We start from the raw sequence: 25767 nt of genomic DNA, 5'->3' as shown, positions 1-25767 counted from the left end.
TACATGGGGAATCATATTATTGAACCTAGCCCTATCCACCAGCTTCATATGAAGCATACATCTAGTATTTATGACCTTTATTTGACGTTGTTGGATGACCACCCACAAGAAAAAGCTACACAAATCGTCAAAGAATACTGTTTGAGTAATTTTCCTCACACGATGGAAGATCAATTGGCCTATTTAGAATTCTTCTATATGAATGATTACTTCACCGACCTTGAGTACTTCTTACAATCTTACCAGGTGGATGATCAAGCGAAAGTACTGTATGGCATCCTTTACCGACGGGTGCACAAGAAGTTTACTTCAGAAGATCTTGAATGGGTGGAAACTCTTCATTTCGAGCATCCTTCCCTGCATTGCCTTCATATTTTTACAAAGATATATGGATATTACGATTTAATGAAATTCACTGGAATGGACAAGTTTATGGATGTTATCTATCAGGCTCTATTACGTGTAGAGGAACCATTATTCCACTATTACATGAAACTCCGATACAACGAAGTGTTGTTCAACCATTATTGGAAGACAGATTATCCATTACTCGCCAAGAAGCATGCTTATAAAATAATCAACATTGAGCTTTCGCCGCGCAGGAAGTGTCAAATTCATCATAACCTGGCACTTTGCAGCCTGTATGATGGCTACAATGCGGCAATTGATCATGCGAATATCGCCTTGAATATAGCCCGCCTCCATGGATTTGAAGGAGTCATATCCGGTATCACCAACCACACTATTCCATTTATTGCAGCATTTCACCAGAAAACAGACGGAATCGATACCCCCGATCCCGTCGAAAAAGCACACCTTTTCCTAGCCCGAGGGGAATATCCAGAAGCAATTGCTATTTTGGAAAAATTGGAGTCATTAACGCCATTTCAGGAATGTTATTTAGGGTTCGCCCGAAGAGACCGTGCTATGATGAATAATTCTTATCATCGATTTATATCCGAAAACGGGGATTACTTCTTTGCCCGTTTACCTAAAACATACCTGGAGCGTTTTTGAAAAATTTTAGGAAAGGTAGGTGGTAAAATGAAGAAATTCCTAATGTACCTGGTTTTATCTATCATTTTCATGACTGCAGCCGCTAGCACCTCTGGGATACAGGACTATGTTACAGAAACACAATCCAGCGATACAATATCTTTTTATTACGCAGATCCAGGCGAACCTGGCATTGGCTAACCATACTTACACGAAAAATCCACTTACGTATTGTAAGTGGATTTTTTATACTTTAAGAAAGTGTAACTTTGTTAAAGGAATAAAGTATAAGTAACACTAAGGCTTTCTCCATAAGGACTTGGCGACAAGCAAAGTTTTTCTGATATTATCAATTTTGGACAATTTTCTGTTTGGTACGCTGTGGTTGGATTTCGTTATTTTTCTCCTTTATTCTTCTTGGATCCTTTATAAAGAATGATAGGATTAATCCAATAATAGCTGTAATCCCTGCCACAATGAAGGAAACGTTCACGCCATGAACAAGCCCGGACACTCCTTCAGAAGGCTGTGCTGCTGTCATCATGACAGTGACGAGCAGTGCCGTTCCCACCGCCCCGGAAACTTGCCGCATCGTATTGTTCATTGCCGTTCCGTGTGGGATCAACCTAGGCGGCAGCTCATTCAGACCGGCAGTTGTCACAGGCATCATAACCATGGCTACCGATAACATCCGAAATGCATTGACTACCGTCAAATAGAGAAATGACGTTTGTGGCGTCATATTAGTGAATAAAAAGGTGGTAACTGTCAATATAGATAATCCGCCGATTGCAAGCCATCTGGCACCGAATTTATCGAAAAGCCTCCCAGTAATCGGGTTCATAAAACCCATTACCAGAGCACCCGGCAATAGCATCAATCCAGATTCAAATGGAGTAAAACCAAGCATATTCTGCATCAGGATCGGCAAAACTGTTGCCGCTCCAATCATCGCAATGAATACGACCATACCAAGAGCAGTAGTCAGGGCAAACATGCGATAACGAAAAACCCGAAACTCTAATATCGGCTGCTTGAGCTTGAATTGACGTAGTATGAAAAATGTTAAAGTCAAGCCCCCTACAATGATGGAAGCCAGGACCTGGATACTGCCCCAGCCATTTGTTCCGGCAATGCTGAAGCCATACAACAAGCCACCAAACCCGAAAGAGGATAATATGATTGAAAGTATATCCAGCTTAGGAAACGTCCGCCTGGTCACATTTTTTAACAAGAAATAAGCCAGGATAAAGTCAGCTATGACAATCGGCAAAATGACGTAGAATAAACTTCTCCACGGAAAATGTTCGACCAGCCATCCGGATAGGCTTGGACCGATTGCAGGTGCAAAGGAAATGACGAGGCCAAACATCCCCATCGCGGCTCCCCGTTTTTCAACAGGAAAAATCAGGAACAGAATTGTCTGCATCAAAGGCATGATAATGCCAGCACCAGATGCCTGGACGATTCTTCCGACCATCAAAATTCCAAAGTTTGAGGCAATTGCGCAAATCAACGTACCAGCAGCAAACAACCCCATCGCAGTCAAAAACAGCCTTCTAGTAGTAAAACGTTCTATCAGAAAGGCTGTAATCGGAATCATCACTCCATTGACCAGCATAAAAATAGAAGTCAGCCACTGTGCCGTACTTGCTTCCAAATGTAAATCTTCCATGATGGGAGGTATGGCAGTCGCAAGCAATGTCTGATTCAGGATAGCAGCAAATGCTCCTGATAACAGAACAATCAATAATGGTACTTTATTTATTGGTTCAGACGATTGGTCATGATGATTTGACATAGAGATCCTTCTTTCTAAATTAATTGTTACTTTTCATCAGTCCAGACTTAATCAGTTCTATTTCTTTTGTGTATTTATCCAAAGCCTCTTCCGTTGTAAAATCGTTGGAAAGACAATGAACCAGATTATGAAAGGTAATGGCAATCATAATCTGCATCACATGATAAAAATCTTCCTCTAAAGCTATATTCAACGAATCCGTTTCGACAAGGTTGTAGATTTCATTGGCGCGCTGACCCCTGCTTTTTTCCATCAGGTGCTTCGTAAAGGTATGCTCTATTTTGTAATTCATATTTAGGAGAGCATTCCGGATAAAGTTGCTATTTCCTTGTCCTTGCGAGTAATCAAGTACATTGCGATAAACCTCGGTCATCGCCAAAAACAAATCACCATTGTATTTTTCCAAGCTTGATAAAAAATTCTGATGCCGTTCCTCAGCATGTTCATTCAACAGATAAAAGAATGCATCCTCTTTATCTTCAAAATATTGATAAAAACTCCCGCGTGGAATTCCAGCTGTTTTCAGTATATTGGTAATGGAAGCATCATAAAGGGATACACGCGAAAACTCTTCCCTGGCAGCTTCGATTAATTTTCTTTTTTTCTCTTCCTTTAAGTTGAAAAACGTTTGTTTTGGCATATTATTACTCCTTACAATATAAATGACACGGTGTCACATAGCTGTAACCATAACAAATACTATAAGTGACACCGTGTCATAAGTCAATATTAAAGCATCAGGAATCAGATGAATGTAAACCTGCATCAATATCCGTTCTCAGGACAGGATAAAAAGCAGGAGGGATGGAAATGCCACAATATTTATCTATCGAGGAATTCAATGAATTATTGAAGCAATGGAACGGAGAAACCATTAAAATCACCAAACACGAGCTAGAGGATGACGATACCATATTATTAAAGTTAAGCGCTATTTCTTACGCAACAGATACCAGGCGAATCGATGATTACGAGCCTATGCATACCTTGAAACTACAGGGAAATGGGGAGGTTATGACTGATTTAAGCGAATCCCAGCCGCTGCCTGCCTCTTATTATGAGATACCATTGGAAGACTCTTCTAAATATCAATTTGACAATTCCAAGTTCCTGCTGGAAACAGATCGTGGGGCTTACACCATTGAAATAGCATCACATCTTGACTAAGTGGAGTATTCCAAATATGGGTACTCTTTTTCAATGATAATAAAAAATCCACTTACAAAGGTAAGCAGATTTTTAATCACTATTTTTTCTTTTTAAAGGCTTGTCCATCAATGACTTTAAATTTCGCAGGCTTCTTTTCTTCAGGATGAACTTTAAAGGACTTAATCGTAGCTCCCTGTTTAACAGTCAGTGAACCATCCTTGTTAACCGTAAAGAGATTACCTGTTCCATCCACACTGATAGCTTGTACATTATGCTTTTCAAACAACAGCTGCAGATCCTGGATAAATGCCAACTTACCGTACGTCAATACCATCATTTCTCTCCTCCTACTATTAAGTCTATTAATTGTAGGATATGTTAAAGAGAGTGAAATGATGCTTTAAGTCTGAAAACAATGTTTTCTTTTTTTACGATATAATGTACTCGTAAGCAACGGAAACATTGTACTATAAATAATATTTATTGCCACAAAAAAGACACTCCATCCTATCATTTTTTAGGATAGAGTGTCTATTATTTTATTGTATATTCCCTTTTGTTTAAAGCCTTTATAGACAACTGGAGCTTACTCTTTAAACCCGATGTAAAATTCATCCTTATGCAAAATTCGGTTATAAGCGTACCATGCAGCAAGCAAGCGCCCGTGCGAGTTATTTGCGGCCGTTGGAATGTATCTTACTGAGAATTTTCCGGCTTCTCCTGTTGCACCTCCTTCATACGTACTGCGAAACGGGAATTCGTCACATTCGTATCCTTCACCAGGTTTTTCTATCTTGGCACAAGCTTTATCTTTTGCTCTTCTATTGGCGTCATACCGTTCTGGATCGTACTTGGAATATAAGCGAGTCAACGGCGGCCTGCCTTCAATTCCAGGGAACAAACTTCCTGGGGATTTCAAAGCATCCTTATGATGCTGAAAAGCCTCCTTCATGATACTAAAGTAAGGATCATTCATTTTATAATAGAAGACAGGAGTGGCTTCAGCAAAAACTGAGCCTTCTTTTGGCCAGAAAAAAGGTTGGAACACAAACATATAATCAGCTGAGTCCATTCTAACTTTCTGTTTTCGGCCGTCTGAGGTCAATGGAGGAAGTTTCTTTCCCGGCGGGTCAATTGTCACTCTGGGCCAAAGATCCATAAAGCTGACCTGATCTTTATTTCCAGCGGTAACTGGAGGAGGATCTGACTCAAATATGGTGTATCCCTCGCCATGTGAGCGCCACTGAGCCAACGTCCGTTTGTCCGGTGATTCATCCCCTAGACAATCTCTGTACTCAGAGATGCCATCACATTGCATACTTATGGATACTTTTGAACCAATCCAACCCTGGCTGTCCAAATCCATGTCTATGTCATCTACTTTATAGCTGTAATCTACTGTACGTAAACCATTGTAGCCGTGAGCAAGTACGGTCAATCGGAAAGATACCCAATCACAACCAAAAGGGAACCAGCTTGGCCCGCACCCCGCCGGGTCGGAGTATACAATATAATTAGACCAGCAGGACGCATACTTATTTTTGAACCACCAGCCATCCATGTTTTCCCTATCCATGCACTCTTCAAATTGAATATTGTCATACTCAAAAGGAGGTGGTGCCCAAGCAGTGCCTTCTTCAGCAGTTTCAACTGAATCCATCTCTACCGGGAAAGTCTTTTTACTTTTTGCTGCTTCCGATGCCATCTGTTTTAACGTTTGTTCCTTTGGTACATGTTTTTGACCTGAGATCAAACCCAGTTCTTCTGGCATTTTTCCTTTTTCTAACTGTTTTATCACTTGATCAGCTTTTTCAGGATCATTTGTCGGTATAATGTATATCTGTGGTTTGTCTTTGGATGAATTCATAGTCGACGTTTTTTTATATTCCAGTCCTTCATTTTGTTTACCTATGACTGACTCAGGAGTAAAAAAACCGATGAAAACTAACACCAAAACCAAGACAACAGGAAACCAAGGTGATCTTCTCAATTGATAACCTCCATTTTGTTTAGTCCCCAAAACCACAGAATACGCCTACTTATTAACAAATCACACTTACAGCTTAGTTATAGGAGGTTGATTTGTAAATAGGCCCTTCCCACTGATAACACAGGACTTTTCACACCATCTACGATATACCTAGATGCCTTATAGCTCAAAGATTCAGGCAGCAGGAACATACGCAAACCTGCTTTAATGAAAAAGGAAAGCTTAGCACTAAAAAAAGCCCTTGATATCAAGGACTTTTTCTAATCTATATGAGTGGAGCATAGCGGGCTCGAACCGCTGACCTCTTCGCTGCCAGTCACGACTACTATTTAAGAACCATTATGATAAAACAAGAAAAAACCTGCCATTACGGGTTTTCTTGAATCAACTTTAGGAATGAATAGGAACAAACATAACCCTTGTTGACGAATTAGGTCAACAATTCGTCAACAACATAAAAAATGACCCTCCTGCTATACAAGTAGGAGGGCTTCTCTGTATTGAATATGTAATTCGGTCTTTCTATGATCATCAAATACCCCATTTAATATATCCTCTTCCAAGGAGCACAAATATCTTATTAACTTCGCATCCCATATGTTCGTAAAGTTCTTTTCATAAAGCACATGATCCAAATAAAAAATTCTCGAGTTATAGAGCACATAACAGGTAATCTGTCCGTACTTCTTTGAAGTGCCGATTAACTTATATAATCGGTGTTCCTCTGACTTTTGCATTCTCATCCCCCCATCCAATTATATCCTGTTGATGGGTAAAAAGGATGATGTTCACAAATAATACATTATTATTTAACCAAACTTATACTGACTCCTATAATTTGCAGGCTAAACCCTACATTTGTTACACAAAAAAAGCCCTCAGACTTATAGGCGCTCTACATGACTCCACACTTACATCCGATCGCTCATTATACCCCCGAAACATTATTTGGGTATTTATAACTATTTATTTAGTGAAAAATATTCATTCACCCATAAAATTACCAAAAAATATAAAAATGATGGTATTTTATTAACAGTTAATGACAGGTCACTTTCATATAAAAGTCCTGTTGTTTTAACTTAACCATATAGGAGGTGAATGTTTTGAGAACAAATGCATTAAGTTTTTCTGATTATTATTTTTGATCACTTATTGAACTAATATTTAATTAGATAATTTTTTTATTTTCTTTATTTGAATAAACCTTTTTGGCATATTTGAATGTGAAGATTGTAGTAGCTAATGAAAAAACTAAAACAAGTAAGTAACCTAGCAAACTGATAACAAAGCTATCAACTGGAGCTCTATAAAAATATAACATGCCAAATAATTTATGAAAGACAACCCAGCAAACAACGAAATAAAAAACTTGGAGAAATCTTAACACTTCATACAACCCCAATCTAATATGTTAATAATAGTTACGAATATACAAGATTTGCTAATACTTGTAAACCAGAATATTGAATATAGGAGGAATGGACATTGAAGAAGTCTAAATTTTTTCTAACTCTAACGGTTGTCATTGCTGTATTATCTGCACATTTACAATAAATCTAGACCATATTAGTAAAAAAACTCCTTTAATAACAAAACAAGAAAGTGAAGCAGGTTATGTCCCATGGTTAAAGAAACTAATTTGGCCAATTGCTCAAGCAGGCTTTAAATATGGTGCAAATTATTATTATAATGTTTCACCTAGTGTAACTTACGGAAAATATGCTGATAAAATTACACCCGGCTCAATTTATTTTAATTCTAGCTCAGCTGGTGGCGGTACATATTTCGACTTTAATATGGCCTCGAGTAGTCATAGTGTTAACATATATGCAGATGCTCCATTCTACCAACTTTTCACTGGAAAGATTACAGTTATACTGGAAAACCCATATAGATCCTGGGTTGTTAACAGAAGTGTAAACCCAACTCAATGGACCATTTATGAGGCGGGTGCGACTGGATCTTATAGAGCTATTTGGATACAAAATGATAAAGAAAAGTGGACACCATACCTAACTTATCGACACAACCGAGGATATGCGGTCTCTCGTGCTAACCAGAGTATAGAAAAAGAAATATTTAAAACAACAACAGCTTTAGCTTCTCCTAGCAAGAAAGCTGAAATAAGTGAACACTTCATAACTGTAGAGAAATATGGGAATATAATCAAACCATCAAATTCACACATAGCTACTACCACAGAAAAAACTAATTTAAGCAATACACTGACTGCAGAAGAACTAGATCAGCAGTTCTTCGATAAAGAACTTGGTGTACATGTATATGCTTTAAAAGATTATTCTGCCGGCGATGTAATTTATTTAAAAGATACAATTAAAGAAATAAAGTTTGATAAGGAAAGTAATAATACAATCTTTACAGTTGGTGATGATAATGACCAACATGATTTATCTTTTGCTGGTAACATAACCAACAAGTATGATGTTGGAGAAGAATTAAAGTTGAAGTTCAACGTAGAGAATCTTATTAAGGGTAATTCGGAGCTAACCATTATTGACTACTTCAAATTTGCACTTGATAATAATAACAAAGCACCTAATATAAATAAATTTATTGCCAAGTAAACCCTAAAACTATCAAGAATGTTACTAGAACAGCTAATAATAGCTGTTCTTTTTTTGTTTTCGTTCACCGTTCAGCACTTTATTATCAATCAACTCTTGAACACGCTCGATGTATTGTTTCGTTGTCGTAGAGAACATACACAAAATCTTTATAGTGTTACCTTTTCTGTTGTTGAGTAAAATCACCTTAGGTAAATAATATAATAAGTAGTATGTATCTTAACCATATACATGGACATAAGGCCTCACCGGTATAATGCTTTTTAAATTAAACTGGTATGAAGGCCTTACATCCCTTCCTCACTTCATAAGTTGTGAAAGTTTTTCTCTCGTTTTACTACCGTAAACATCGTCCTGCTTCAATCCATAATAACTCTGGAATCTACGCACAGCATCAGCTGTGTTTGGTCCATAGTATTCATCAATCCCATGGTTTGGCGCACCTTTTTCCGGATAAAAATAGATGGATGCCAGGGCTTCCTGTAGCTGTTGGACTGCTTCTCCATGCATTTGCGGGGAGGTTAGCCACAAATTTTTTTCCGGAACAGAGATTCCTTTGTTTATCTTTTTATCAGAAGCGATAGTTTGCCCTCGCAATTTCGCAAGAAGGTTCAAATTCTGAGCTTAGTGGACTTAATCGAGGAGTTCTATAAGCAAGAAAGAAAGGGAAAAGCTATATTCCAGTTCTAAAAATCACGACTGATATATATGGCCACATTTCAAAAAAGAGAGCCAAACAGACTGCAACCCAATTCGATAAATATGCCCCTTTGAAAAAATCCGTCAACAATTCGTCAACAAATGGCTAATTAGCCCCTTTAACCTAGAAGGCTACACATAAGAAAAACCCTTGCATAACAAGGGTTTAAGGAGTGGAGCATAGCGGGCTCGAACCGCTGACCTCTTCGCTGCCAGCGAAGCGCTCTCCCAGCTGAGCTAATGCCCCGTAATTCAATTTTTTAACTCGACAATCAGTATTATATAACGATTTGGAATAAAATATCAAGGGGAAAATGCATGCTTTGGAAATTTTATTAAAATAGGTAAAGTACAATGATGACTTCCTAAATAATAATGCTTCTAAGCTTTTATAGTACTCTGTTACTAGAGTTTAATTCTTTCTTAATCGGGAAACTCTCCTCTAAAGGAGGCGATTTCGAATGCAACCTAATTATCAAATCTTTCATGACGATGAACAATTAAGTGAATCTATCGATCGGGTTAAGGGAGAAGGTATCGAAGAAGATGATATTTATATTCTCTCCCACGACAATGACCATGTCAGGCGTGCTAAAAGATCTACGGATGCAAACAAAATTGGTGTGAAAGAAACTGGTCTTGGTACAGCTACGAAAAATGTCTTCAGAGGTAAAGATGACAAATTAATTTCCAAAATGAAAGAGATAGGTTTTGAACAATCAACAGCTCAAAAGCTGCATAAAGAATTAGAAAAAGGAAAGACATTATTAGTTGTAAAAAATCAAGATAATGTGAAATTTTAAGATCTGGAATCCAAGTCCACTGAAAAACTAAAGTTTTTAAAAAAGGAATGATATCAAAAGAAACGGTCGGTATGGTATGGAGTTTTGCATCTATACCGACCGTTTTTTTTTTTGACTAGGATTTTCAAGGTTATAACATGGTTGATTCCACGATGAGCGAGAGGCAGTGACGCCTGCGGGAACAGCACGAGCCGAAGATCCAATTGGTCAAGCGATCTTCTTGACCAATTTAGCTGAGGCTGTGCCCGCGGCAAGCATCCGCCGGCAAGCGATTCGTGAGAATCAATAACAAACTTTAACCGCTAAATTAGATTATAAAGGACTTTTTCAGTGGGTCTATCAGGTCACCAGGTCTTTTTTTATAAGAATTAGACATGTATGTGCTCCATTCAATATGAGCAGCATTATACTTTTACATTCACGTATTGCTCTACCAGATTAATGATCAAGCGCTTGCCTTCTTTGGTACCGATAGATTCAGGGTGGAATTGAACGCCTTCAATCGGATATGTTTTATGGCGGATACCCATGATGTCCCCTTCCACGGTTACCGCTGCCAATTCAAACGTCTCAGGTAAACTATGCATATCAACAGTCAGGGAATGATAGCGCATAGCTTCCATCGGGGTTGGGAGACCATGATAGATTCCTATTTCATCATGATGAACCAGCGATGATTTTCCGTGCATCAGTTCCTCTGATTGGATGATCCGGGCACCAAATACCTGCGCGATGGCCTGATGACCGAGACAGACTCCAAAGATGGGTATTTCCCCTTTAAAACGGTTGATCACGTCGAGGGTCAGCGGCGCATCATCAGGGGTACATGGCCCTGGCGAAAGGAAAATCAAATCCGGTTTCAAATCGGAAATTTCTGCAATATCCACCATGTCGCTCCGTCTGACAATGATTTCTTCCCCTGTTTCTCCAAGATACTGTACGATATTATATGTGAAGGAATCGTAATGATCGATCATATAAATCACTCTGCTCAACTCCTCTCTGCTCTTTCTCCGTTTACTCTACTAAATCCTGTACATTGCGATAAAAAGTTTCCAGGGCATTTTTCCGGCTATTTTCATCCACCAATGCATCAACTTCAGACTCTATCAGCCGAATGATCTTGCTGCCGATAATTACCCCGTCAGCATGCTCGCGGATCATTCTGACATCTTCATTTGTTGAGATCCCGAAGCCTACGCCTACCGGAACCTTGCTGTGCTGCTTCACCTTACCAATAAATTCGACAACTTCACTGGAGAGGGTGTTTTCCCCACCAGTAACGCCAAGTGTCGAAACGCAATATAAGAAACCTCGAGCCTGTTCAGCAATTTTCTGGATACGTTCTTCCGAGTTCGGAGCTACAAGGGAAATATATTCAATGTCATGGGACAAGGCAAATTTACGTACAGATTCGCTTTCCTCGTGTGGTAAGTCCGGAATCAGCACCCCTTCCGCCCCGTTTTCGCTGAGCAAATCGAAAAACTTTTCTTCCCCAAGCCGCATGACCGGATTGTAGTACGTAAAAATAACCACTGGTATGGTTAATCCGTGTTCACGCATTTTTGGAATCAATTCAATCGCTCCGGTCAAAGACATTCCATGATGCAAGGCGCGTTTTGCAGCACGCTGGATAGTCGGCCCATCAGCGAGTGGATCAGAATATGGAACACCCAGCTCTAATATATCAGCCCCAGCTTCCTGGAGTTTCAAAGCCAGGTCGATCGTCAGATCAGGAGTCGGATCGCCAGCTACAATAAACGGTATGAACAGATCGCTTGTTTTGCTCAACTTACCTTGAAAAGTCGTTTGTGTAAGCATGGTTAAACCTCCTCCTGGAAATGTGTCATAATGGTCGCTAGGTCTTTATCCCCGCGGCCTGACAAATTGATCAGTACGGTTTTATCAGTTGGCAGGTCCTTAGCTTCCTGGAACGCCTGGGCAAGGGCATGGGCACTCTCCACAGCAGGGATGATGCCCTCTGTCTCCGTCAATAGCTTAAGTGCGTCCATTGCCTGAGCATCTGTCACGGCTTCATAACGGACCCGCTTCGTATCGAATAAATAGGCATGCTCGGGACCTATACCAGGGTAATCCAGGCCAGCAGAAATGGAATATGGCTCGGTAATCTGCCCGTGCTCATCCTGTAATAAGAATGTCAGGGACCCATGAATGACTCCGCGATCCCCTTTGCTCAGTGTAGCAGCATGCTCGGACGTGTTAATACCCTTCCCGGCAGCTTCGACACCAATCAGTTCTAAGTCATCTCCTAAAAATGGGTAAAACATGCCGATTGCATTACTGCCGCCGCCTACACAGGCATAAATGTAATCTGGCAGTGTCGGTTCGTTTTCTAAAAACTGGCGCTTCGATTCATCGCCTATAACGCGCTGGAAATCGCGGACCATTCGTGGATATGGGTGAGGACCGACAACAGAGCCGATCAGATAAAAATGGTCCTCGCAGTTCGCCACCCAATAACGGATCGCTTCATTGGTCGCATCTTTCAATGTTCCCCGTCCGCTGGAAACAGGGACAACTTCTGCGCCAAGCATTTTCATTCGGAATACGTTCGGTTCCTGACGGCGGATATCCTCTTCACCCATGAACACCTTACACTTCAGTCCGAATTTGGCAGCAACCGTTGCCGATGCCACGCCGTGCTGCCCAGCTCCTGTTTCGGCGATGATTTTCTTTTTTCCCATCCGCTTGGCAAGTAACGCCTGACCGATGGCATTATTCAATTTATGAGCCCCGGTGTGATTTAAATCTTCTCGCTTCAGGTAAACCTTTGCCCCGCCTAATTTTTCCGTTATCTTATCGGCATAAGTGAGGGCTGTCGGACGTCCGGCATATTCTTCCAGGACGTGATGATATTCCTTGAGGAATTCCCTGTCTTCCATCGCTTCATCAAGTGCCTGCTCTAATTCCTGTAATGGAGCCATTAATGTTTCTGGCACATACTTGCCGCCAAAGTCACCGAATCGCCCTCTCTGGTCTGGATACACTTGCACCATAACGTTCCACCTCTCTCATCAATACTTCTATTTTCTTTCTGTCTTTTGCATCTTCCGTTTCTGTTCCACTTGATAAATCGATTCCATGTGGGTAGTGATCAAGCACGTCTGTAACATTTATATGATTGATTCCGCCTGCAACCAGGCAAGGCACTCCTTGTTTTTCCGCTTCCCTTGTATAAGCAGGGATTGCTTCCCAATCAAACTTCACTCCAGTTCCACCATAGGCTCCTGCTACTTTTGAATCAATGACAAAGCCTTCGACTGCTCCCTGGAATAATCGCATATAATCGATGCCAAAATCGGCATGGTGGATGACCTTCCAGACAGGAATATCAAAGCTTTCCTTGATTTTCAGTACTTCGGAGACTGTTTCATTTCCATGGAGCTGAATAATATCAAGAGGGATATAATGAAGTGCAATTTCAAGCTCTTCAAGTGTCGGCTCGATAAATACCCCAACAAGCTTCTGAGACGGTTCCACATCACTGACCCAGCGCCCAGCGCGCTCAGGACGTACATAACGCTTTGTGCCTTTTACAAAAATGAAGCCCAAATGTGTTGCACTCGACTCAGAACTGTACTTCAGATCTTGTAAGGAACGGTTTCCACATAGCTTCACCAAAGGCGTTGTCATAAAGGGACACCTCCCATCAGCCGCTTGACTGCTTCGCCAATATTACCCTGCCGCATCAAAGCTTCTCCGACAAGGATTCCTTCTGCACCTGCGTTAACGACCTCCTCAATATCTTCATAAGTGAAGATGCCGCTTTCTGATACGAGCAAGCTCTCCTCTGGCACTAACGAGGAAATCTCTTTTGTCTGGGAGAGTTTGGTTTCAAAGGTTTCAAGGTTACGGTTATTGATGCCGATAATTTTCGGAGTGAATTCTTTTAAAATTCCTTCTAACGTTTTTTCTGCATGAACCTCTACTAATGCTTCCAGACCAAGTTCTTCTGCATGCCGATAAAATTCATGAAGCTGTTTTGGTTCCAGCACTTCCCCAATTAACAGGATGGCGTCGGCGCCAATTCTTGCACTTTCTTCCACCTGAAGATGGTCAATAATAAAGTCTTTCCGTAAAACAGGAAGGCTGACCACTTTTTTGATGTCCGTCAGAAAGTCACGGTGTCCTTGAAAGAAATGCTGGTCAGTCAAAACGGAGATGGCTGCAGCCCCGGCTTTTTCGTAGGCATTAGCGATAACGACCGGATTGAAATCGTCACGGATGATTCCCTTAGAAGGAGAAGCTTTTTTCACCTCTGCAATCAGTCCGGCCTTATGGGAAGCGTTTTTTAAGGCATCATTAAGGGAATGATGCTCTGCTTCCTGCTGGTCAGGAAGCAATATAGTCTGTATCTCCTGTCTCTTGATGGCTAGAATCGTATCAAGCATACCTGACATGCTCCTTTACATTCGTAATTGCTTCAAAATATTCCCTTAATTGACCTGTTTCAACCGCTTTCTTAACCTTGGCCACTCCATCCACTAAGTCATCCGCTTTTCCTGCAACATACAAACCTGCAGCTGCATTCATGGTTACGATATCCATGGCGCTGTCATTTGCTTTACCATAGACGATATCGCGGATGATTTCCGCACTTTCCAATGGCTGTGAAATCTGTATTTCCTCTATGCACCCTCGCTTCAAGCCTAGTTCTTCTGGAGTGACGGTGAACCGTCGGATCTCGCCGTCCTTTAATTCGACGACATCCGTTTCTCCGGTGATTGTAATTTCGTCCAAGCCGTCACGGCCTGTTACAATCAAAACATGCTTGGAGCCTAAAGATCGAAGCGTTTTCGCCATTTTTTCCGCATATGTGGTGTCATAAATACCAATCAGCTGCCGTTTTGTCTGGGCAGGATTAGAGATTGGGCCTAGCAAATTGAATACAGTGCGAAAAGCCAGTTCCTGCCTCGCTGGTACCGCATGCTTCATCGCCTGATGGTAATTTGGAGCAAAAAGGAAGGTCATCCCTTTTTCATCAAGTGCCCGTTTTCCTTCTTCCGGGGTCAGTTCAATCGGAAGACCAAGCTTTTCCAAAACATCGGCACTTCCACTTTTAGAGGAAACTTTTCGGTTCCCGTGTTTGGCTACTTTCACTCCCATACTGGCAAGCATGATTGTCGCAGCAGTTGAAATATTGAATGTAGAACTGCCGTCTCCTCCTGTACCACACGTGTCAATGACGTCATCATCCTCAAGATCCATCTTGGTCATATTAGCACGCATTGCCCGGGCGAAGCCGGTCATTTCTTCGACCGTTTCCCCGCGGTAACGTAGAATACTTAGAAAACTCATCAACTGTCCTTTGGAGACTTTTCCGTTCATGATCAAATCCATTACTTCGTAAGCTTCTTGTTCACCTAGTGTTTCTCCTGCAACAATTCTGTCGAGCATGTTTCTCATCTCTCCTCCACTCCTTCTCTTCTCTTCTCAAAAATCTGCTCCGCTAGTTCAATCGTCTTTTTTAAAGCGCTCGCTTTGTTCAATGTTTCTTCATACTCTGCCGCCGGATCCGAATCTGCCACGATCCCTGCTCCTGCCTGAATATATATTTTCCCTTTATACAGGGTCATTGTGCGGATCGTGATACAGGAATCAATGTTCCCATCATAGCCAAGATAAACAACGCCTCCACCGTACAGATGTCTTGGTGTCGGTTCAAGCTCACGTAAAATCTGCATCGCTCTTACTTTTGGAGCCCCCGACAGCGTACCTGCAGGAAATGCTGCATACAGTGCGTCAATCGGGTGGATGCCTTCTTTCAATTTTCCAGTGACTTTACTGATGATATGCATCACCTTGGAAAAGCGTCCGATCGTCATGTATTCAGGAACAGCAACTGTCCCGTAACCAGCCACCCGGCCGATATCATTCCTGGCAAGATCGACAAGCATCCGGTGCTCCGCCCGCTCTTTTTCATCGGCGAGCAGTTCTTCTGCCAGTGCATCGTCTTCTTCCTGATCAGCTCCCCGTTTTCTTGTCCCAGCAATCGGATGGATTTCCAGCAATCCATTTTGCACCTGCAGCAGTCTTTCTGGGGAGCTGCCGATCACTTCCAAATCTCTGAATCTCAGATAAAACATGTATGGAGAGGGGTTGACCTTCCGAAGCACTCGGTAGAGCTGAAAGCCTTGCAGCCTGGTCTCGGCTTCAAAACGCTGGGAAAGTACAGCCTGGAATATGTCTCCCGCCCGGATATAATGCTTGATCTTTTCTACATCAGCGATGAAATTCTCATAGCTGTAATTACTATTTAACGGAATTCCCTCACCAGTATCAGGACTACTGGAAAGCATCAGATCATGAACTTGCCCATCCTCCTGCATCTTCTTCTGCAGCTCTTTCATTCTTTCGGAAGCATGGTCATATTCTTTCATGATTTCTTTTTCGGAGGCATCTTCCGGAAGTCTTGAAAAATGGACAAGTGTCGTTTCTTTCGTTTTATGATCATAAGCAATAAGAGTCTGGCAAAATAAAAGATGATAATTGGACACCGGGATGTCATCTTCGATTGCCCTTGGTACAGGTTCCACATCAGATATGGCATCATAAGCGATGTAACCGACTGCGCCGCCCCTGAAAGGAACGGGAATGTCCGGCTCCTTAACCTGCAAATATTCAAGGGACTGATCAAACGCTTGCTGGAGGGTAGGTGCAAGCATGCTCTTCTGTGTGAATAAATCATGGATGACGAAGGAGCCGTTTTCCTGTTCTACAGAAAGCATCGGATCTATTCCTATGAATGAGAAATTGGACCATGGCGATTCAGGGTCCTGGCTTTCCAGCATATATACCGCTTCCTTGTTCAGCGCATGGAACATATGAATCGGTGTCAATGTATCTGTATAAAAGGAATTAGTGACCGGAATGGTCTGATGCGTGCGTGCATCTTCTAGAAATGTTTGACGTGTAGTCATACGCTCACCTCCATAAAGAATGGAGAATGAGAGTTTGAGGGGTTAAATGCGGATGAAAAATAAAAGATTTGGCACAGGCAACTCTTCAGGCTCTCCCTGACGTCCCTATACTCACTCAACTCTGGCTCATCCATTCTCCTCAACTCTGCTCATTCACTCTGGACCTGCCTCCGCAGATCCTTCTCAAATTATATGAATCTGTTACCTTCTGTTTCAGCTTGTTTGTAAGTTTATAGAATCATACGCCAACTGTCAACAAAAAGTGTTAGACAATTCTGACTCAACTTATTTTTATCATCTTGAAAATAAAATTGAACGATATTTACCTGTCATCCGTATTATGATTGGATATATAAATAAAGGGGGTACAAGTATGGCTGAATTGTTTGAAACGATTAACTGGGGGCTGATTGCCCCGATCATCGTCATCCAGCTCATCCTTATGGTAACAGCACTAATTGACTGGGCACGAACAGAGAATACAAATGGTCCGAAAATGATGTGGCTTTTCATTATTTTATTACTCAATATCATTGGTCCGATATTATATTTCATTTTTGGAAGGAGAAATGATTGATGCCGATCATTTCTGTTACCAATCTTTTAAAAAAGTTCGACGGACATCCCGTCGTGAACAATATCAGCTTTAAACTCGAAAAGGGCACCTGTGTAGCATTGCTTGGCCCAAACGGTGCCGGGAAAACCACGACACTTCGAATGCTGTCTGGCCTTATTCGATCAAACGGCGGTAATATTACTTTTGAAGGATTGGAAAAGACAGCTGATATCCGCTCTGAAATAGGCTATCTTCCCCAGCATCCAGTGTTTCATAATTGGATGACAGGGAAGGAATTTCTCGTTTATGTTGCCAAGCTTGCCGACCTGGATAAACGCACTGCCGCTAAGGAGGCAGACCGTCTATTAGAAAGAGTCGGTATTTCCGATGCAAAAAACAGAAGAATCGGGAAATATTCTGGCGGTATGAAGCAGCGCCTTGGAATTGCCCAGGCAATGATTCACCAGCCGAAGCTTCTGATTCTGGATGAACCTGTTTCCGCGCTGGACCCGATTGGGCGACGTGAGGTACTTACCTTGATGGAAGAGCTTAAACTGGAAACAACACTTCTTTTCTCCACCCACATTTTGAACGATGCAGAGGAAGTCAGCGATGAGTTATTACTCATGCATAAAGGGGATATCGTGGAGTCTGGTTCTCTAGCGGAAGTGCGGCAAAAACATAAAGTAAACAAAATCGACCTTGGTTTCAAAGAAGGGTTCACCGGTTTTGAACAAGAGATTAAAGCCCTGCCATCTGTCTTGAATCTAGAAGTTGATAAAAATAAGATCAGTGTCATTGTGACAGATACAGATATAGGGAGAGAAGAATTGTTACGGTTGATCCAGGCGAAGGGCTGGCCACTTGATAAGTTTGTAGTGGGGCGTGCCACACTTGAGGATTTATTTATGAAGGTGGTACAGGAATGAGACAATGGATAACGGTTTTTAACAGAGAAATGCTTGAATATTGGAGGAATTTCAAGTGGATTTGGGTTCCTGTCATATTCATTCTGCTTGGAGTGACTGACCCGCTTTCCACGTATTATCTGCCTCAAATTATCGAATCTGTCGGAGGTCTGCCGGAAGATGCAACATTTGATATTCCTACTCCGCCTCCTGCTGATGTTCTAATGATGAGCCTTTCTCAGTACAGCCAATTAGGGGTATTAGTCGTGGCTCTTATGTCCATGGGCCTGATTTCAGGAGAAAGGAAAAGCGGGGCTGCCGAACTTGTCCTCGTAAAACCTATCCGATACAGCACTTATGTTACCGCAAAATGGGCTGCTACCAGTGTCCTTGTCCTCCTGTCATTAATAGTTGGACTTCTGGCAAGCTGGTACTATACTAACCTTCTTTTCGGAGAGATCGCTTTCGGTGACCTGCTGCTTACCCTGTTGTTTTATAGCTTATGGCTGTTTTACGTAGTCAGCATTTCGATATTATTAAATACAATGTTCAAAACCCCAGGTCTTGTAGGGTTTTTGACGATTTTGCTGGTCATCCTGACAAGCATCGTGACCAATATTTTTGATCACATATTGGATTGGAGTCCTGCTCAGCTTAGCAGTTACATCAATATAGTGCTTACAGAAGGAGCGATCCCAAATGAGCTTTGGGGTACAACAGTAGTCACTGTGCTTCTTATTGTTGGTCTGTTAACACTAAGCATCTACACTTTCCGTGCAAGAGAAATGGCATAAATACCACCAAAAGCTAAAAGCGCCTCGTTCACCCCCGACAAGCTTAAGAAGAGCCTCGCCGTGACGTTCTTTGTCACAGAGAGGATCGGCTTAAGACCTCGAGGGGGTAGGCGCTGGAGCCGGATGAAACAAAAGCTAAAAGCGCCTCGTTCACCCCCGACAAGCTTAAGAAGAGCCTCGCCGTGACGTTCTTTGTCACAGAGAGGATCGGCTTAAGACCTCCAGGGGGTAGGCGCTGGAGCCGGATGAAGACCACTGCATATCCACATCCTGGACAGTAAAAAAAGAGCCTGGACAACAGCTTCCAGGCTCTTTATCAATTTTGAAGTTTATTGTCCCCAAACATGAACTCCCTCTGATTGAAATGCACCATAAAGGCAAGTCCAATCGCCATCAGATTAGCAAGAAGAGAACTACCCCCATAACTGATGAACGGAAGAGGAATACCTGTAATAGGGAGGAGCTTGATCGACATTCCAATATTTTGGAATACGTGGAAAGTGATCATACTGACGACACCTACACACAGATACGCACTATAGGCATAATTAGCCTTTACCGCAAGCTGGATCAGATGATAGATCAATAGGAAGTAAAGAAGAATAACCAGGCAGCTGCCGACAAATCCGTATTCTTCCCCAATGACACTAAAAATGAAGTCCGTATGTCGTTCCGGAACATAGACTTCACTGTTTCCAAACCCTTTTCCTGTAAGTGTTCCCGATCCTATCGCCAGCAGGGATTTTACGAGATTATAGCCGTCGCCAGTTTGATACTTATAAGGCTCGAGCCAGGCATAGATTCGACCTAATTGATATTCTTCAACGTTCAAATACTTTTTTAATAATACAGGTGCCTCTATTACTAAATATAAGACTAAGCCTGCTACCGCCATGATCGAACCATATAGCGGCACTATCAATTTCCAGGAAACGCCTGCCACGATAATCATGCCAGACATGATTCCTAGAAACACCAGGGCTGTACCAAAATCCGGCTGTTGCATGATGAAAAATACCGGCAAAAAAGTAAGCCCCATAATTTTGCCTAATAACAAACTATCGGATTTGATTGATTTCAATCCATGACTTTTGTGATGGTTGACGATCACCCTGCTCAAGGTCAGTATCGTGAAAATTTTCATGAACTCCGATGGCTGGATGGACCCCACACCCGGGATGATAAACCAACTTTGCTGTCCTTTGATGACCGGAGCGATGCTTGGCGGCGCAAGAATCAAAGCAAATAATAAGACTAATCCACCGGCATAAGCATACCAGCTCAGAGCTTTATATTGATCTGGTTCCAGGAACAGCATACCCACAATGATGATACTGCCCAATATGTACCACATGATCTGCCTGACTACATAATCATTTGTCGTCGCGCTATAAATAGCGACACAGCTGATCACGAAAAAAGCTATCATAATAAAAAACAGGCGCCAGTCAAAGCGCTCTTCGAAATTCATTGTAAATCATCCTCATGAAGAATTCGTGATGGTGTCCCTTTTCCATCCCCACTTACTAATACTATTACAATATAATGTACGATGACAGACCTTTTCAATATTTTTAAGCAGTTTGGCACAAAATTGCATAATCAGCCATGAATATTCTCTTATTTAAAAGGCAGCCCGTCATGAAACTGCACGACATGACGGGCTGCCACTTGCTTAATTATTCGATTTCTTTTACGAATTCCCTGAGCTGGGAATTCCGTTGTTCACGTTCCTCTTCAGAAGCAGTATCGTATTTCTTCAATAAATGGAAGATTTCGTTCAGCTTCTCCTGAGGTCTTATTTCGTTCAGGTACATATGCAATTTCACTACCAAATCCTCAGGCAGATGCTCCTCCTGACTGATCAGCTTATTAGTCACATCCTGCTGGGAATGGTCAATATTGCAATTTGCCATACACTCATACCTCCATCTTCTTTTGAGCTCTTGGATAATTAATACTCTATAAACGTCTTACCCCTTCTGAAATCCATGGAAACTACATTTATGACAATGGAAGGGCAAACAGTTGGAAGGATGGTGTAAGGAAGCTACAATGGACATAATAGAACTAATGAGGTGAGCATAATGATACCAACAGCACTTATTACGGGGGCATCAGGAGGAATTGGCAAAGAAATGGCCAGACTGTTCGCAAAAGCAGGATATCACCTGATAATAGTTGCCCGTTCAGAAGAAAAATTAAAGCAATTACAATCGGAACTTGATGGACATCAGGTAACGATTATCGTACAGGACCTGACAGAAGCTGATGCCGCTAAAAAGGTATATGAAAACATACGCGCTGCCGGAAGAACGGTTGAAGTAGTCATCAACAATGCAGGTTTTGGTTTGAACGGTTACTTTGAAGATATACCATTAGAGGAACAGCTGGAAATGCTTCGGATCAATGTTCACACATTAACGGCATTATCACACTACTTTTTAAAAGATATGAAAAATGCTCCTCTACGTAATATTCCAAGAGGCATAATTAATGTTGCTAGTACGGCAGCCTTTCAGCCCGGTCCGAAAATGGCTGTCTATTATGCATCCAAGGCTTATGTTCTATCCTTATCAGAAGCATTGGCCGTAGAATTGAGGGAAACCGGAGTAACCGTCACTGCATTGTGCCCGGGGGCAACGGCAACCAACTTCTTCAAAACAGCAAGAGCTGAACACACCCGGTTGACGAATCGGACGATGACACCCAGTATCGTAGCAAAAGCTGGCTTCCTTGGCTTTGTAAAAGGCAAACGAATTGTGATACCAGGTCTGAGAAACCAGACCGGTTCACTAGCAGCAAAATTCCTGCCACGTTCATTGGCTGCAAAGTTGGCTTTGTATATGGACAGTGAAAGATAATAATGCTTTAGTTATAGGGAAGTTAAAATCAATTAAACCTCTTCCAAGTACAAGGTTTGACAACTACAGACACTAGCTGTATCATTTAGGCGTGCTTTAATCCCTATAAGAATACTAGGCTTTAATTAGAATGGAGGATATATATGAAGAAAATCACTTTTTGCTTAGCAACATTCAGCTTGATTTTCCTTCTTGCAGCCTGCGGTGGAAGCGAAGGCGGAGAAAGCTCAAGTGGAGATACATCTGGTGATAAGAATTTATATGAACAAATTAAGGAAGAAGGGGTTCTGACCGTAGGAACGGAAGGAACATACCCGCCATACACCTTCCATAACCAACAGGATAAATTGACTGGTTACGATGTGGAAGTAGCCAGAGAAGTTGCTGACCGTCTAGGTTTGAAAATCGAATTCAAAGAAACGAAATGGGATGCAATGTTTGCAGGCTTGAACTCAGAACGGTTTGATATGATTGCCAACCAGGTCGGTATCAAGCCTAAGCGGAAAGAAAAGTATGCATTCTCTGTACCATACACCTACTCAACTGCAGTTCTGGTGACTCACAAAGATAATGATGAAATCAAGACATTCAAGGATCTTGAAGGAAAAAAAAGCGCCCAGTCATTGACGAGCAACTTCGCTGATATCGCTAAAAAATACGGCGCTCAAATCGTAAGTGTTGAAGGATTCAATCCTGCTATGCAGCTAGTATCCTCCAAGCGTGCTGATGCAACTGTCAACGACCGCCTTTCCGTCCTTGATTATCTAAATCAAAAAGGTAACAACGCTCCAGTGGAAATCGTAGCTAAAGAAGGCGATGCCTCCAAAACAGCGATGATGTTCCGTCAAGGGAATGAAGAGCTTGTTGAAGCAGTGAACGGCGCACTGAAAGAAATGAAAGAAGACGGCACCTTAGCAGAGATTTCTAAGAAATGGTTTGGCGAAGATGTTTCCAGCGAATGATCTGATATTATCAGCTGCCACAGGGTTTGAGCGATATGTGGATATTGCTCAAAGCTCTTTTTGGCCGTTATTAAAAGGTGCGCTGCTCTATACGATTCCTTTGACTCTGATTGCGTTTTCCATAGGTCTGATGCTGGCAGTCATCACAGCCCTGTTCCGCCTATCTGGGATTAAGGTCCTGGGAGGTATCGCCAGGGTGTACATTTCGATCATCCGCGGGACTCCGCTGCTTGTACAATTGTTTATCATTTTTTTCGGGCTTGGTTCTGTCGGTATTAAGATTGATCCCTTTCCTGCTGCCATTATCGGCTTCTCTTTGAATACAGGTGCTTATGCTTCCGAAATCATTCGTGCAGCTATTTTATCCATACCAAAAGGGCAATGGGAAGCAGCATATTCCATTAATATGAGTTACGGTCAGACATTGAAGCGGGTGATCCTCCCGCAGGCAACACGGGTTTCCATCCCGCCGTTGTCCAACTCCTTTATCAGCCTGGTAAAGGATACATCCCTTGCTTCCACAATACTGGTGGCAGAAATGTTCCGGAAATCACAGGAAATCGTGGCTAACACCTATGAGCCGCTGCTGTTGTACACAGAGGCAGCTTTCATCTACTGGGTGCTTTGCTTCATCCTGTCGTTATTCCAGGATCAGATAGAAAACCGCTTAAATCGATATGTTAAAACATGAGGAGCTTCCATATGTTATCGATCAAAAATCTACACATGAACTTCGGTTCTCTAGAAGTATTAAAAGGCATTGATTTAAATATTGAAAAAGGCAAGGTGGTTGTCGTAATCGGCCCATCAGGGTCAGGAAAAACAACGCTCCTGCGCTGCCTTAATGTCCTGGAGACTCCATCCAAAGGGCAGTTGAGCATCAACAACCAGGACATTGATTTTTCAAAAAAAATCACCCGAAAAGATATTAGCGCGATTCGCGGTCAGACTGGGATGGTCTTCCAGACATACAACCTTTTCCCTCACCTTACTGCCCTGGAAAATGTGATGGAAGGCCCAGTGACTGTCCAAAAACAGGATAAGAAAAAAGCACGTCCGAAAGCAGTCGAACTGCTGACTAAGGTTGGACTAGGAGACAAACTTGACTACTATCCCTTCCAGCTCTCCGGCGGTCAGCAACAGCGAGTCGGAATAGCACGTGCCCTGGCAATGAATCCAGAAGTCATTCTTTTCGATGAACCAACATCATCTCTTGACCCTGAACTTGTCGGCGAGGTACTTCAGGTCATGAAACAGCTCGCACAAGAGGGTATGACGATGATTGTCGTCACCCACGAAATGAACTTCGCTAGAGATGTTGCGGATGAAGTGTTGTTTATGGATGGCGGCCATATCCTTGAGCGGGGGCATCCCGAAGATGTGTTCTCGCATCCAGAAAACGAACGCACAAAACAGTTCCTTAATTTATTATCAGAATAAACAGCTGCCATGCTCACTCTGGAAACAGAGTGTGTGATGGCAGCTGTTTTTCGATCACTCGTTCATTCCCTTTTCTCTGCAGTCATATAGTAACTATAGCTGATTATCGAAAGGGAGATGTCAAAATTTGTTGTTGATTCTCAAGAACCGCTTGCCGGCGGATGCTTGCCCCGAGAACGGTCTCAGCTAACTTGGACAAGAAAATCGCTTGCCCTAGTGGATCTTCGGCTCGCGCTGTTCCCGCAGGCATCACCGCCTCTCGCTCCTGGTGGAATCAACCATGATTGACCGTATATCATTATAAACTTTAAACAGCGGCCAATCTAAAAAGGGTGAAATTCTTTGATTTAAAAGTAATTCACCCCTTTTTTCAGTCTCTCGAAATTCGCCCTGCGGGACCTCGTATACTTCTCCAGTGATTTTCTAAATCCATAAAAAGGTCGATAGTTTAACCCTTTATAGTAGGAAGCAGAGGAACTTGTGGCAAGCATCTCGATTCTTGTAGTGGAAAAACGCTTATGGGCTTCCGATAGCAGCTCTTGCCCCACCTGTCTCCCTCTCCATGGCTTGCCAACTAAAATTTCACAGATATACAGGGTCACATGACCATCTGTCAACCCTCGTACATATCCAGTTAGTAGTCCCTCCGCTTCTGCTATTAACGTAATCTGGGAAGACTCCCAGGCTTTTTTTGTTCTTTCCCAATTGTCAACAAGCCCTGTCCAGCATTCTTGACGATTCAATTCTTGGATGTCCGGAAAATCTTTCTCCATATATTCTCGAATAAGCAGGTTTTTCATTATAATATCTCCCATTACCAATAATCAGCCATCAGCTGACTTACCCAGCTAGGCTGTTTCCACTCTCCTCTAGGCAAGAATTCTTTCATTGCTGGTTTAATATCTATGACAGGGGTGCCGTCAATGGCATCTAGTCCCTTCACTACAAGAGTCTTTCCGTTAACCTGTTCAATTTTAACAATGGTGGCTCCCAGTCTGTTCGGCCGGTTCTTTCCACGTTGCGCAAATATTCCATACTTGCCGTATTCTGTCCTGTTCCGGGGATAGCGTGATCCATACTCTATTTTATCGGCAGGAACTTTGTCAAAATGATAGATAACCTCAGCGTGGGAGAATTTGTCCAAACCCTCAAGTGATTTTTCCGTGAACACATCGGTAAGTTTTATTTCAGATATGATATCTCCCCACCTGTCATCCCCGACAAGTTTTCTTTCATTGAAAACATATCCGATTGGATGAATTTCCATTGCCCTTCC

29 protein-coding genes and 1 tRNA gene are annotated in these 25767 nt (G+C 42.1%); 13 read left to right on the top strand and 17 right to left on the bottom strand.

The window, feature by feature from the left end:
* Positions 1–3: 3 nt before the first annotated feature.
* Both JOC33_RS13145 and JOC33_RS13140 read left to right on the top strand, forming a co-directional pair.
* Complete coding sequence (locus tag JOC33_RS13145; protein WP_205092967.1) at positions 4–1017, top strand: AimR family lysis-lysogeny pheromone receptor; 1014 nt, start codon at positions 4–6, stop codon at positions 1015–1017.
* A 27-nt stretch (positions 1018–1044) separates the two neighbouring features.
* A complete protein-coding gene (locus JOC33_RS13140; protein ID WP_205092966.1) occupies positions 1045–1197 on the top strand; it encodes a hypothetical protein in 153 nt (50 codons plus the stop codon).
* Positions 1198–1345: 148 nt separating this feature from the next.
* Here the strand turns inward: JOC33_RS13140 and JOC33_RS13135 are convergent, their stop codons facing one another.
* Both JOC33_RS13135 and JOC33_RS13130 read right to left on the bottom strand, forming a co-directional pair.
* Positions 1346–2797, bottom strand: coding sequence for an MDR family MFS transporter (locus JOC33_RS13135; protein ID WP_205092965.1), 1452 nt, complete (start codon positions 2795–2797; stop codon positions 1346–1348).
* Between the two features lie 19 nt (positions 2798–2816).
* Entirely contained in the window at positions 2817–3437 is a 621-nt protein-coding gene (locus tag JOC33_RS13130) for a TetR/AcrR family transcriptional regulator (protein ID WP_205092964.1), read from the bottom strand.
* 170 nt (positions 3438–3607) lie between these two features.
* Here JOC33_RS13130 and ymzB point away from each other — a divergent pair, with 170 nt between their 5' ends.
* Positions 3608–3964 carry a protein YmzB gene (gene ymzB, locus JOC33_RS13125; RefSeq protein WP_239534176.1) on the top strand — a complete coding sequence of 119 codons (357 nt, stop codon included), beginning with the start codon at positions 3608–3610 and terminating at the stop codon, positions 3962–3964.
* A gap of 79 nt (positions 3965–4043) precedes the next feature.
* Here ymzB and JOC33_RS13120 read toward each other — a convergent pair whose 3' ends face one another.
* On the bottom strand, positions 4044–4283 hold the full coding sequence (locus tag JOC33_RS13120) for a hypothetical protein (RefSeq protein ID WP_239534175.1): 240 nt from the start codon (positions 4281–4283) through the stop codon (positions 4044–4046).
* A gap of 249 nt (positions 4284–4532) precedes the next feature.
* The gene (locus JOC33_RS13115) at positions 4533–5936 is read right to left on the bottom strand and encodes a NucA/NucB deoxyribonuclease domain-containing protein (RefSeq protein ID WP_205092962.1); all 1404 of its coding nucleotides are present in this window, start codon (positions 5934–5936) and stop codon (positions 4533–4535) included.
* A 1799-nt stretch (positions 5937–7735) separates the two neighbouring features.
* Here JOC33_RS13115 and JOC33_RS13110 point away from each other — a divergent pair.
* The gene (locus tag JOC33_RS13110) at positions 7736–8524 is read left to right on the top strand and encodes a hypothetical protein (protein WP_205092961.1); all 789 of its coding nucleotides are present in this window, start codon (positions 7736–7738) and stop codon (positions 8522–8524) included.
* 300 nt (positions 8525–8824) lie between these two features.
* Here JOC33_RS13110 and JOC33_RS13105 read toward each other — a convergent pair whose 3' ends face one another.
* Both JOC33_RS13105 and JOC33_RS13100 read right to left on the bottom strand, forming a co-directional pair.
* On the bottom strand, positions 8825–9055 hold the full coding sequence (locus JOC33_RS13105) for a peptidoglycan-binding domain-containing protein (protein ID WP_275576994.1): 231 nt from the start codon (positions 9053–9055) through the stop codon (positions 8825–8827).
* A 342-nt stretch (positions 9056–9397) separates the two neighbouring features.
* Positions 9398–9470: transfer RNA gene (locus JOC33_RS13100), tRNA-Ala, on the bottom strand.
* Positions 9471–9684: 214 nt separating this feature from the next.
* Between JOC33_RS13100 and JOC33_RS13095 the strand changes: the two genes are divergently transcribed.
* Positions 9685–10026 carry a YflT domain-containing protein gene (locus JOC33_RS13095; protein WP_205092960.1) on the top strand — a complete coding sequence of 114 codons (342 nt, stop codon included), beginning with the start codon at positions 9685–9687 and terminating at the stop codon, positions 10024–10026.
* Positions 10027–10430: 404 nt separating this feature from the next.
* Here JOC33_RS13095 and JOC33_RS13090 read toward each other — a convergent pair whose 3' ends face one another.
* Genes JOC33_RS13090 through trpE form a run of 7 tightly spaced genes read right to left on the bottom strand, consistent with a single transcriptional unit; the run spans position 10431 to position 16967 of the window.
* Complete coding sequence (locus JOC33_RS13090) at positions 10431–11012, bottom strand: aminodeoxychorismate/anthranilate synthase component II (protein ID WP_205092959.1); 582 nt, start codon at positions 11010–11012, stop codon at positions 10431–10433.
* 31 nt (positions 11013–11043) lie between these two features.
* On the bottom strand, positions 11044–11847 hold the full coding sequence (trpA, locus tag JOC33_RS13085; protein WP_205092958.1) for a tryptophan synthase subunit alpha: 804 nt from the start codon (positions 11845–11847) through the stop codon (positions 11044–11046).
* Positions 11848–11849: 2 nt separating this feature from the next.
* Entirely contained in the window at positions 11850–13043 is a 1194-nt protein-coding gene (trpB, locus tag JOC33_RS13080) for a tryptophan synthase subunit beta (protein WP_205092957.1), read from the bottom strand.
* Positions 13003–13680: a phosphoribosylanthranilate isomerase gene (locus JOC33_RS13075; RefSeq protein ID WP_205092956.1), complete on the bottom strand. Its 678-nt coding sequence runs from the start codon at positions 13678–13680 to the stop codon at positions 13003–13005. Before JOC33_RS13075 ends, trpB begins: the two co-directional genes overlap by 41 nt.
* A complete protein-coding gene (gene trpC / locus JOC33_RS13070; RefSeq protein WP_205092955.1) occupies positions 13677–14438 on the bottom strand; it encodes an indole-3-glycerol phosphate synthase TrpC in 762 nt (253 codons plus the stop codon). Before trpC ends, JOC33_RS13075 begins: the two co-directional genes overlap by 4 nt.
* The gene (trpD, locus tag JOC33_RS13065; RefSeq protein ID WP_205092954.1) at positions 14431–15453 is read right to left on the bottom strand and encodes an anthranilate phosphoribosyltransferase; all 1023 of its coding nucleotides are present in this window, start codon (positions 15451–15453) and stop codon (positions 14431–14433) included. Before trpD ends, trpC begins: the two co-directional genes overlap by 8 nt.
* The gene (gene trpE / locus JOC33_RS13060) at positions 15450–16967 is read right to left on the bottom strand and encodes an anthranilate synthase component I (protein WP_205092953.1); all 1518 of its coding nucleotides are present in this window, start codon (positions 16965–16967) and stop codon (positions 15450–15452) included. Before trpE ends, trpD begins: the two co-directional genes overlap by 4 nt.
* 373 nt (positions 16968–17340) lie before the next feature.
* Between trpE and JOC33_RS13055 the strand changes: the two genes are divergently transcribed.
* Genes JOC33_RS13055 through JOC33_RS13045 form a run of 3 tightly spaced genes read left to right on the top strand, consistent with a single transcriptional unit; the run spans position 17341 to position 19225 of the window.
* A complete protein-coding gene (locus tag JOC33_RS13055; RefSeq protein ID WP_205092952.1) occupies positions 17341–17544 on the top strand; it encodes a PLDc N-terminal domain-containing protein in 204 nt (67 codons plus the stop codon).
* Complete coding sequence (locus tag JOC33_RS13050; protein WP_205092951.1) at positions 17544–18452, top strand: ABC transporter ATP-binding protein; 909 nt, start codon at positions 17544–17546, stop codon at positions 18450–18452. Before JOC33_RS13055 ends, JOC33_RS13050 begins: the two co-directional genes overlap by 1 nt.
* On the top strand, positions 18449–19225 hold the full coding sequence (locus JOC33_RS13045; RefSeq protein WP_205092950.1) for an ABC transporter permease: 777 nt from the start codon (positions 18449–18451) through the stop codon (positions 19223–19225). Before JOC33_RS13050 ends, JOC33_RS13045 begins: the two co-directional genes overlap by 4 nt.
* A 316-nt stretch (positions 19226–19541) precedes the next feature.
* Here the strand turns inward: JOC33_RS13045 and JOC33_RS13040 are convergent, their stop codons facing one another.
* On the bottom strand, positions 19542–20696 hold the full coding sequence (locus tag JOC33_RS13040) for an FtsW/RodA/SpoVE family cell cycle protein (RefSeq protein WP_205092949.1): 1155 nt from the start codon (positions 20694–20696) through the stop codon (positions 19542–19544).
* Positions 20697–20904: 208 nt separating this feature from the next.
* Positions 20905–21141, bottom strand: a complete 237-nt coding sequence (locus JOC33_RS13035) for a group-specific protein (RefSeq protein WP_205092948.1) — start codon at positions 21139–21141, stop codon at positions 20905–20907.
* A 171-nt stretch (positions 21142–21312) separates the two neighbouring features.
* Here JOC33_RS13035 and JOC33_RS13030 point away from each other — a divergent pair, with 171 nt between their 5' ends.
* From JOC33_RS13030 to JOC33_RS13010, 5 genes are all read left to right on the top strand, one after another.
* The gene (locus JOC33_RS13030) at positions 21313–22089 is read left to right on the top strand and encodes an SDR family NAD(P)-dependent oxidoreductase (RefSeq protein ID WP_205092947.1); all 777 of its coding nucleotides are present in this window, start codon (positions 21313–21315) and stop codon (positions 22087–22089) included.
* Between the two features lie 143 nt (positions 22090–22232).
* Complete coding sequence (locus JOC33_RS13025) at positions 22233–23051, top strand: amino acid ABC transporter substrate-binding protein (RefSeq protein ID WP_205092946.1); 819 nt, start codon at positions 22233–22235, stop codon at positions 23049–23051.
* Positions 23035–23742, top strand: coding sequence for an amino acid ABC transporter permease (locus JOC33_RS13020; protein ID WP_205092945.1), 708 nt, complete (start codon positions 23035–23037; stop codon positions 23740–23742). Before JOC33_RS13025 ends, JOC33_RS13020 begins: the two co-directional genes overlap by 17 nt.
* Before the next feature lie 11 nt (positions 23743–23753).
* A complete protein-coding gene (locus JOC33_RS13015) occupies positions 23754–24491 on the top strand; it encodes an amino acid ABC transporter ATP-binding protein (protein ID WP_205092944.1) in 738 nt (245 codons plus the stop codon).
* A gap of 117 nt (positions 24492–24608) precedes the next feature.
* Positions 24609–24779 (top strand): hypothetical protein, encoded by a 171-nt coding sequence (locus JOC33_RS13010; protein ID WP_205092943.1) that lies wholly within the window; start codon positions 24609–24611, stop codon positions 24777–24779.
* 59 nt (positions 24780–24838) lie between these two features.
* Here the strand turns inward: JOC33_RS13010 and JOC33_RS13005 are convergent, their stop codons facing one another.
* Both JOC33_RS13005 and JOC33_RS13000 read right to left on the bottom strand, forming a co-directional pair.
* Positions 24839–25291, bottom strand: a complete 453-nt coding sequence (locus JOC33_RS13005) for a GNAT family N-acetyltransferase (RefSeq protein WP_205092942.1) — start codon at positions 25289–25291, stop codon at positions 24839–24841.
* Between the two features lie 14 nt (positions 25292–25305).
* A complete protein-coding gene (locus JOC33_RS13000; RefSeq protein WP_205092941.1) occupies positions 25306–25758 on the bottom strand; it encodes an SAM-dependent methyltransferase in 453 nt (150 codons plus the stop codon).
* Positions 25759–25767: the final 9 nt, after the last annotated feature.

The sequence above is a fragment of the Thalassobacillus pellis genome (assembly GCF_016908295.1).
GTDB classification, from domain to species: Bacteria; Bacillota; Bacilli; order Bacillales; family Halobacillaceae; genus Thalassobacillus; species Thalassobacillus pellis.
Note: the sequence above shows the minus strand (reverse complement) of the source record. Positions and strands in the feature narration are given on the sequence as shown.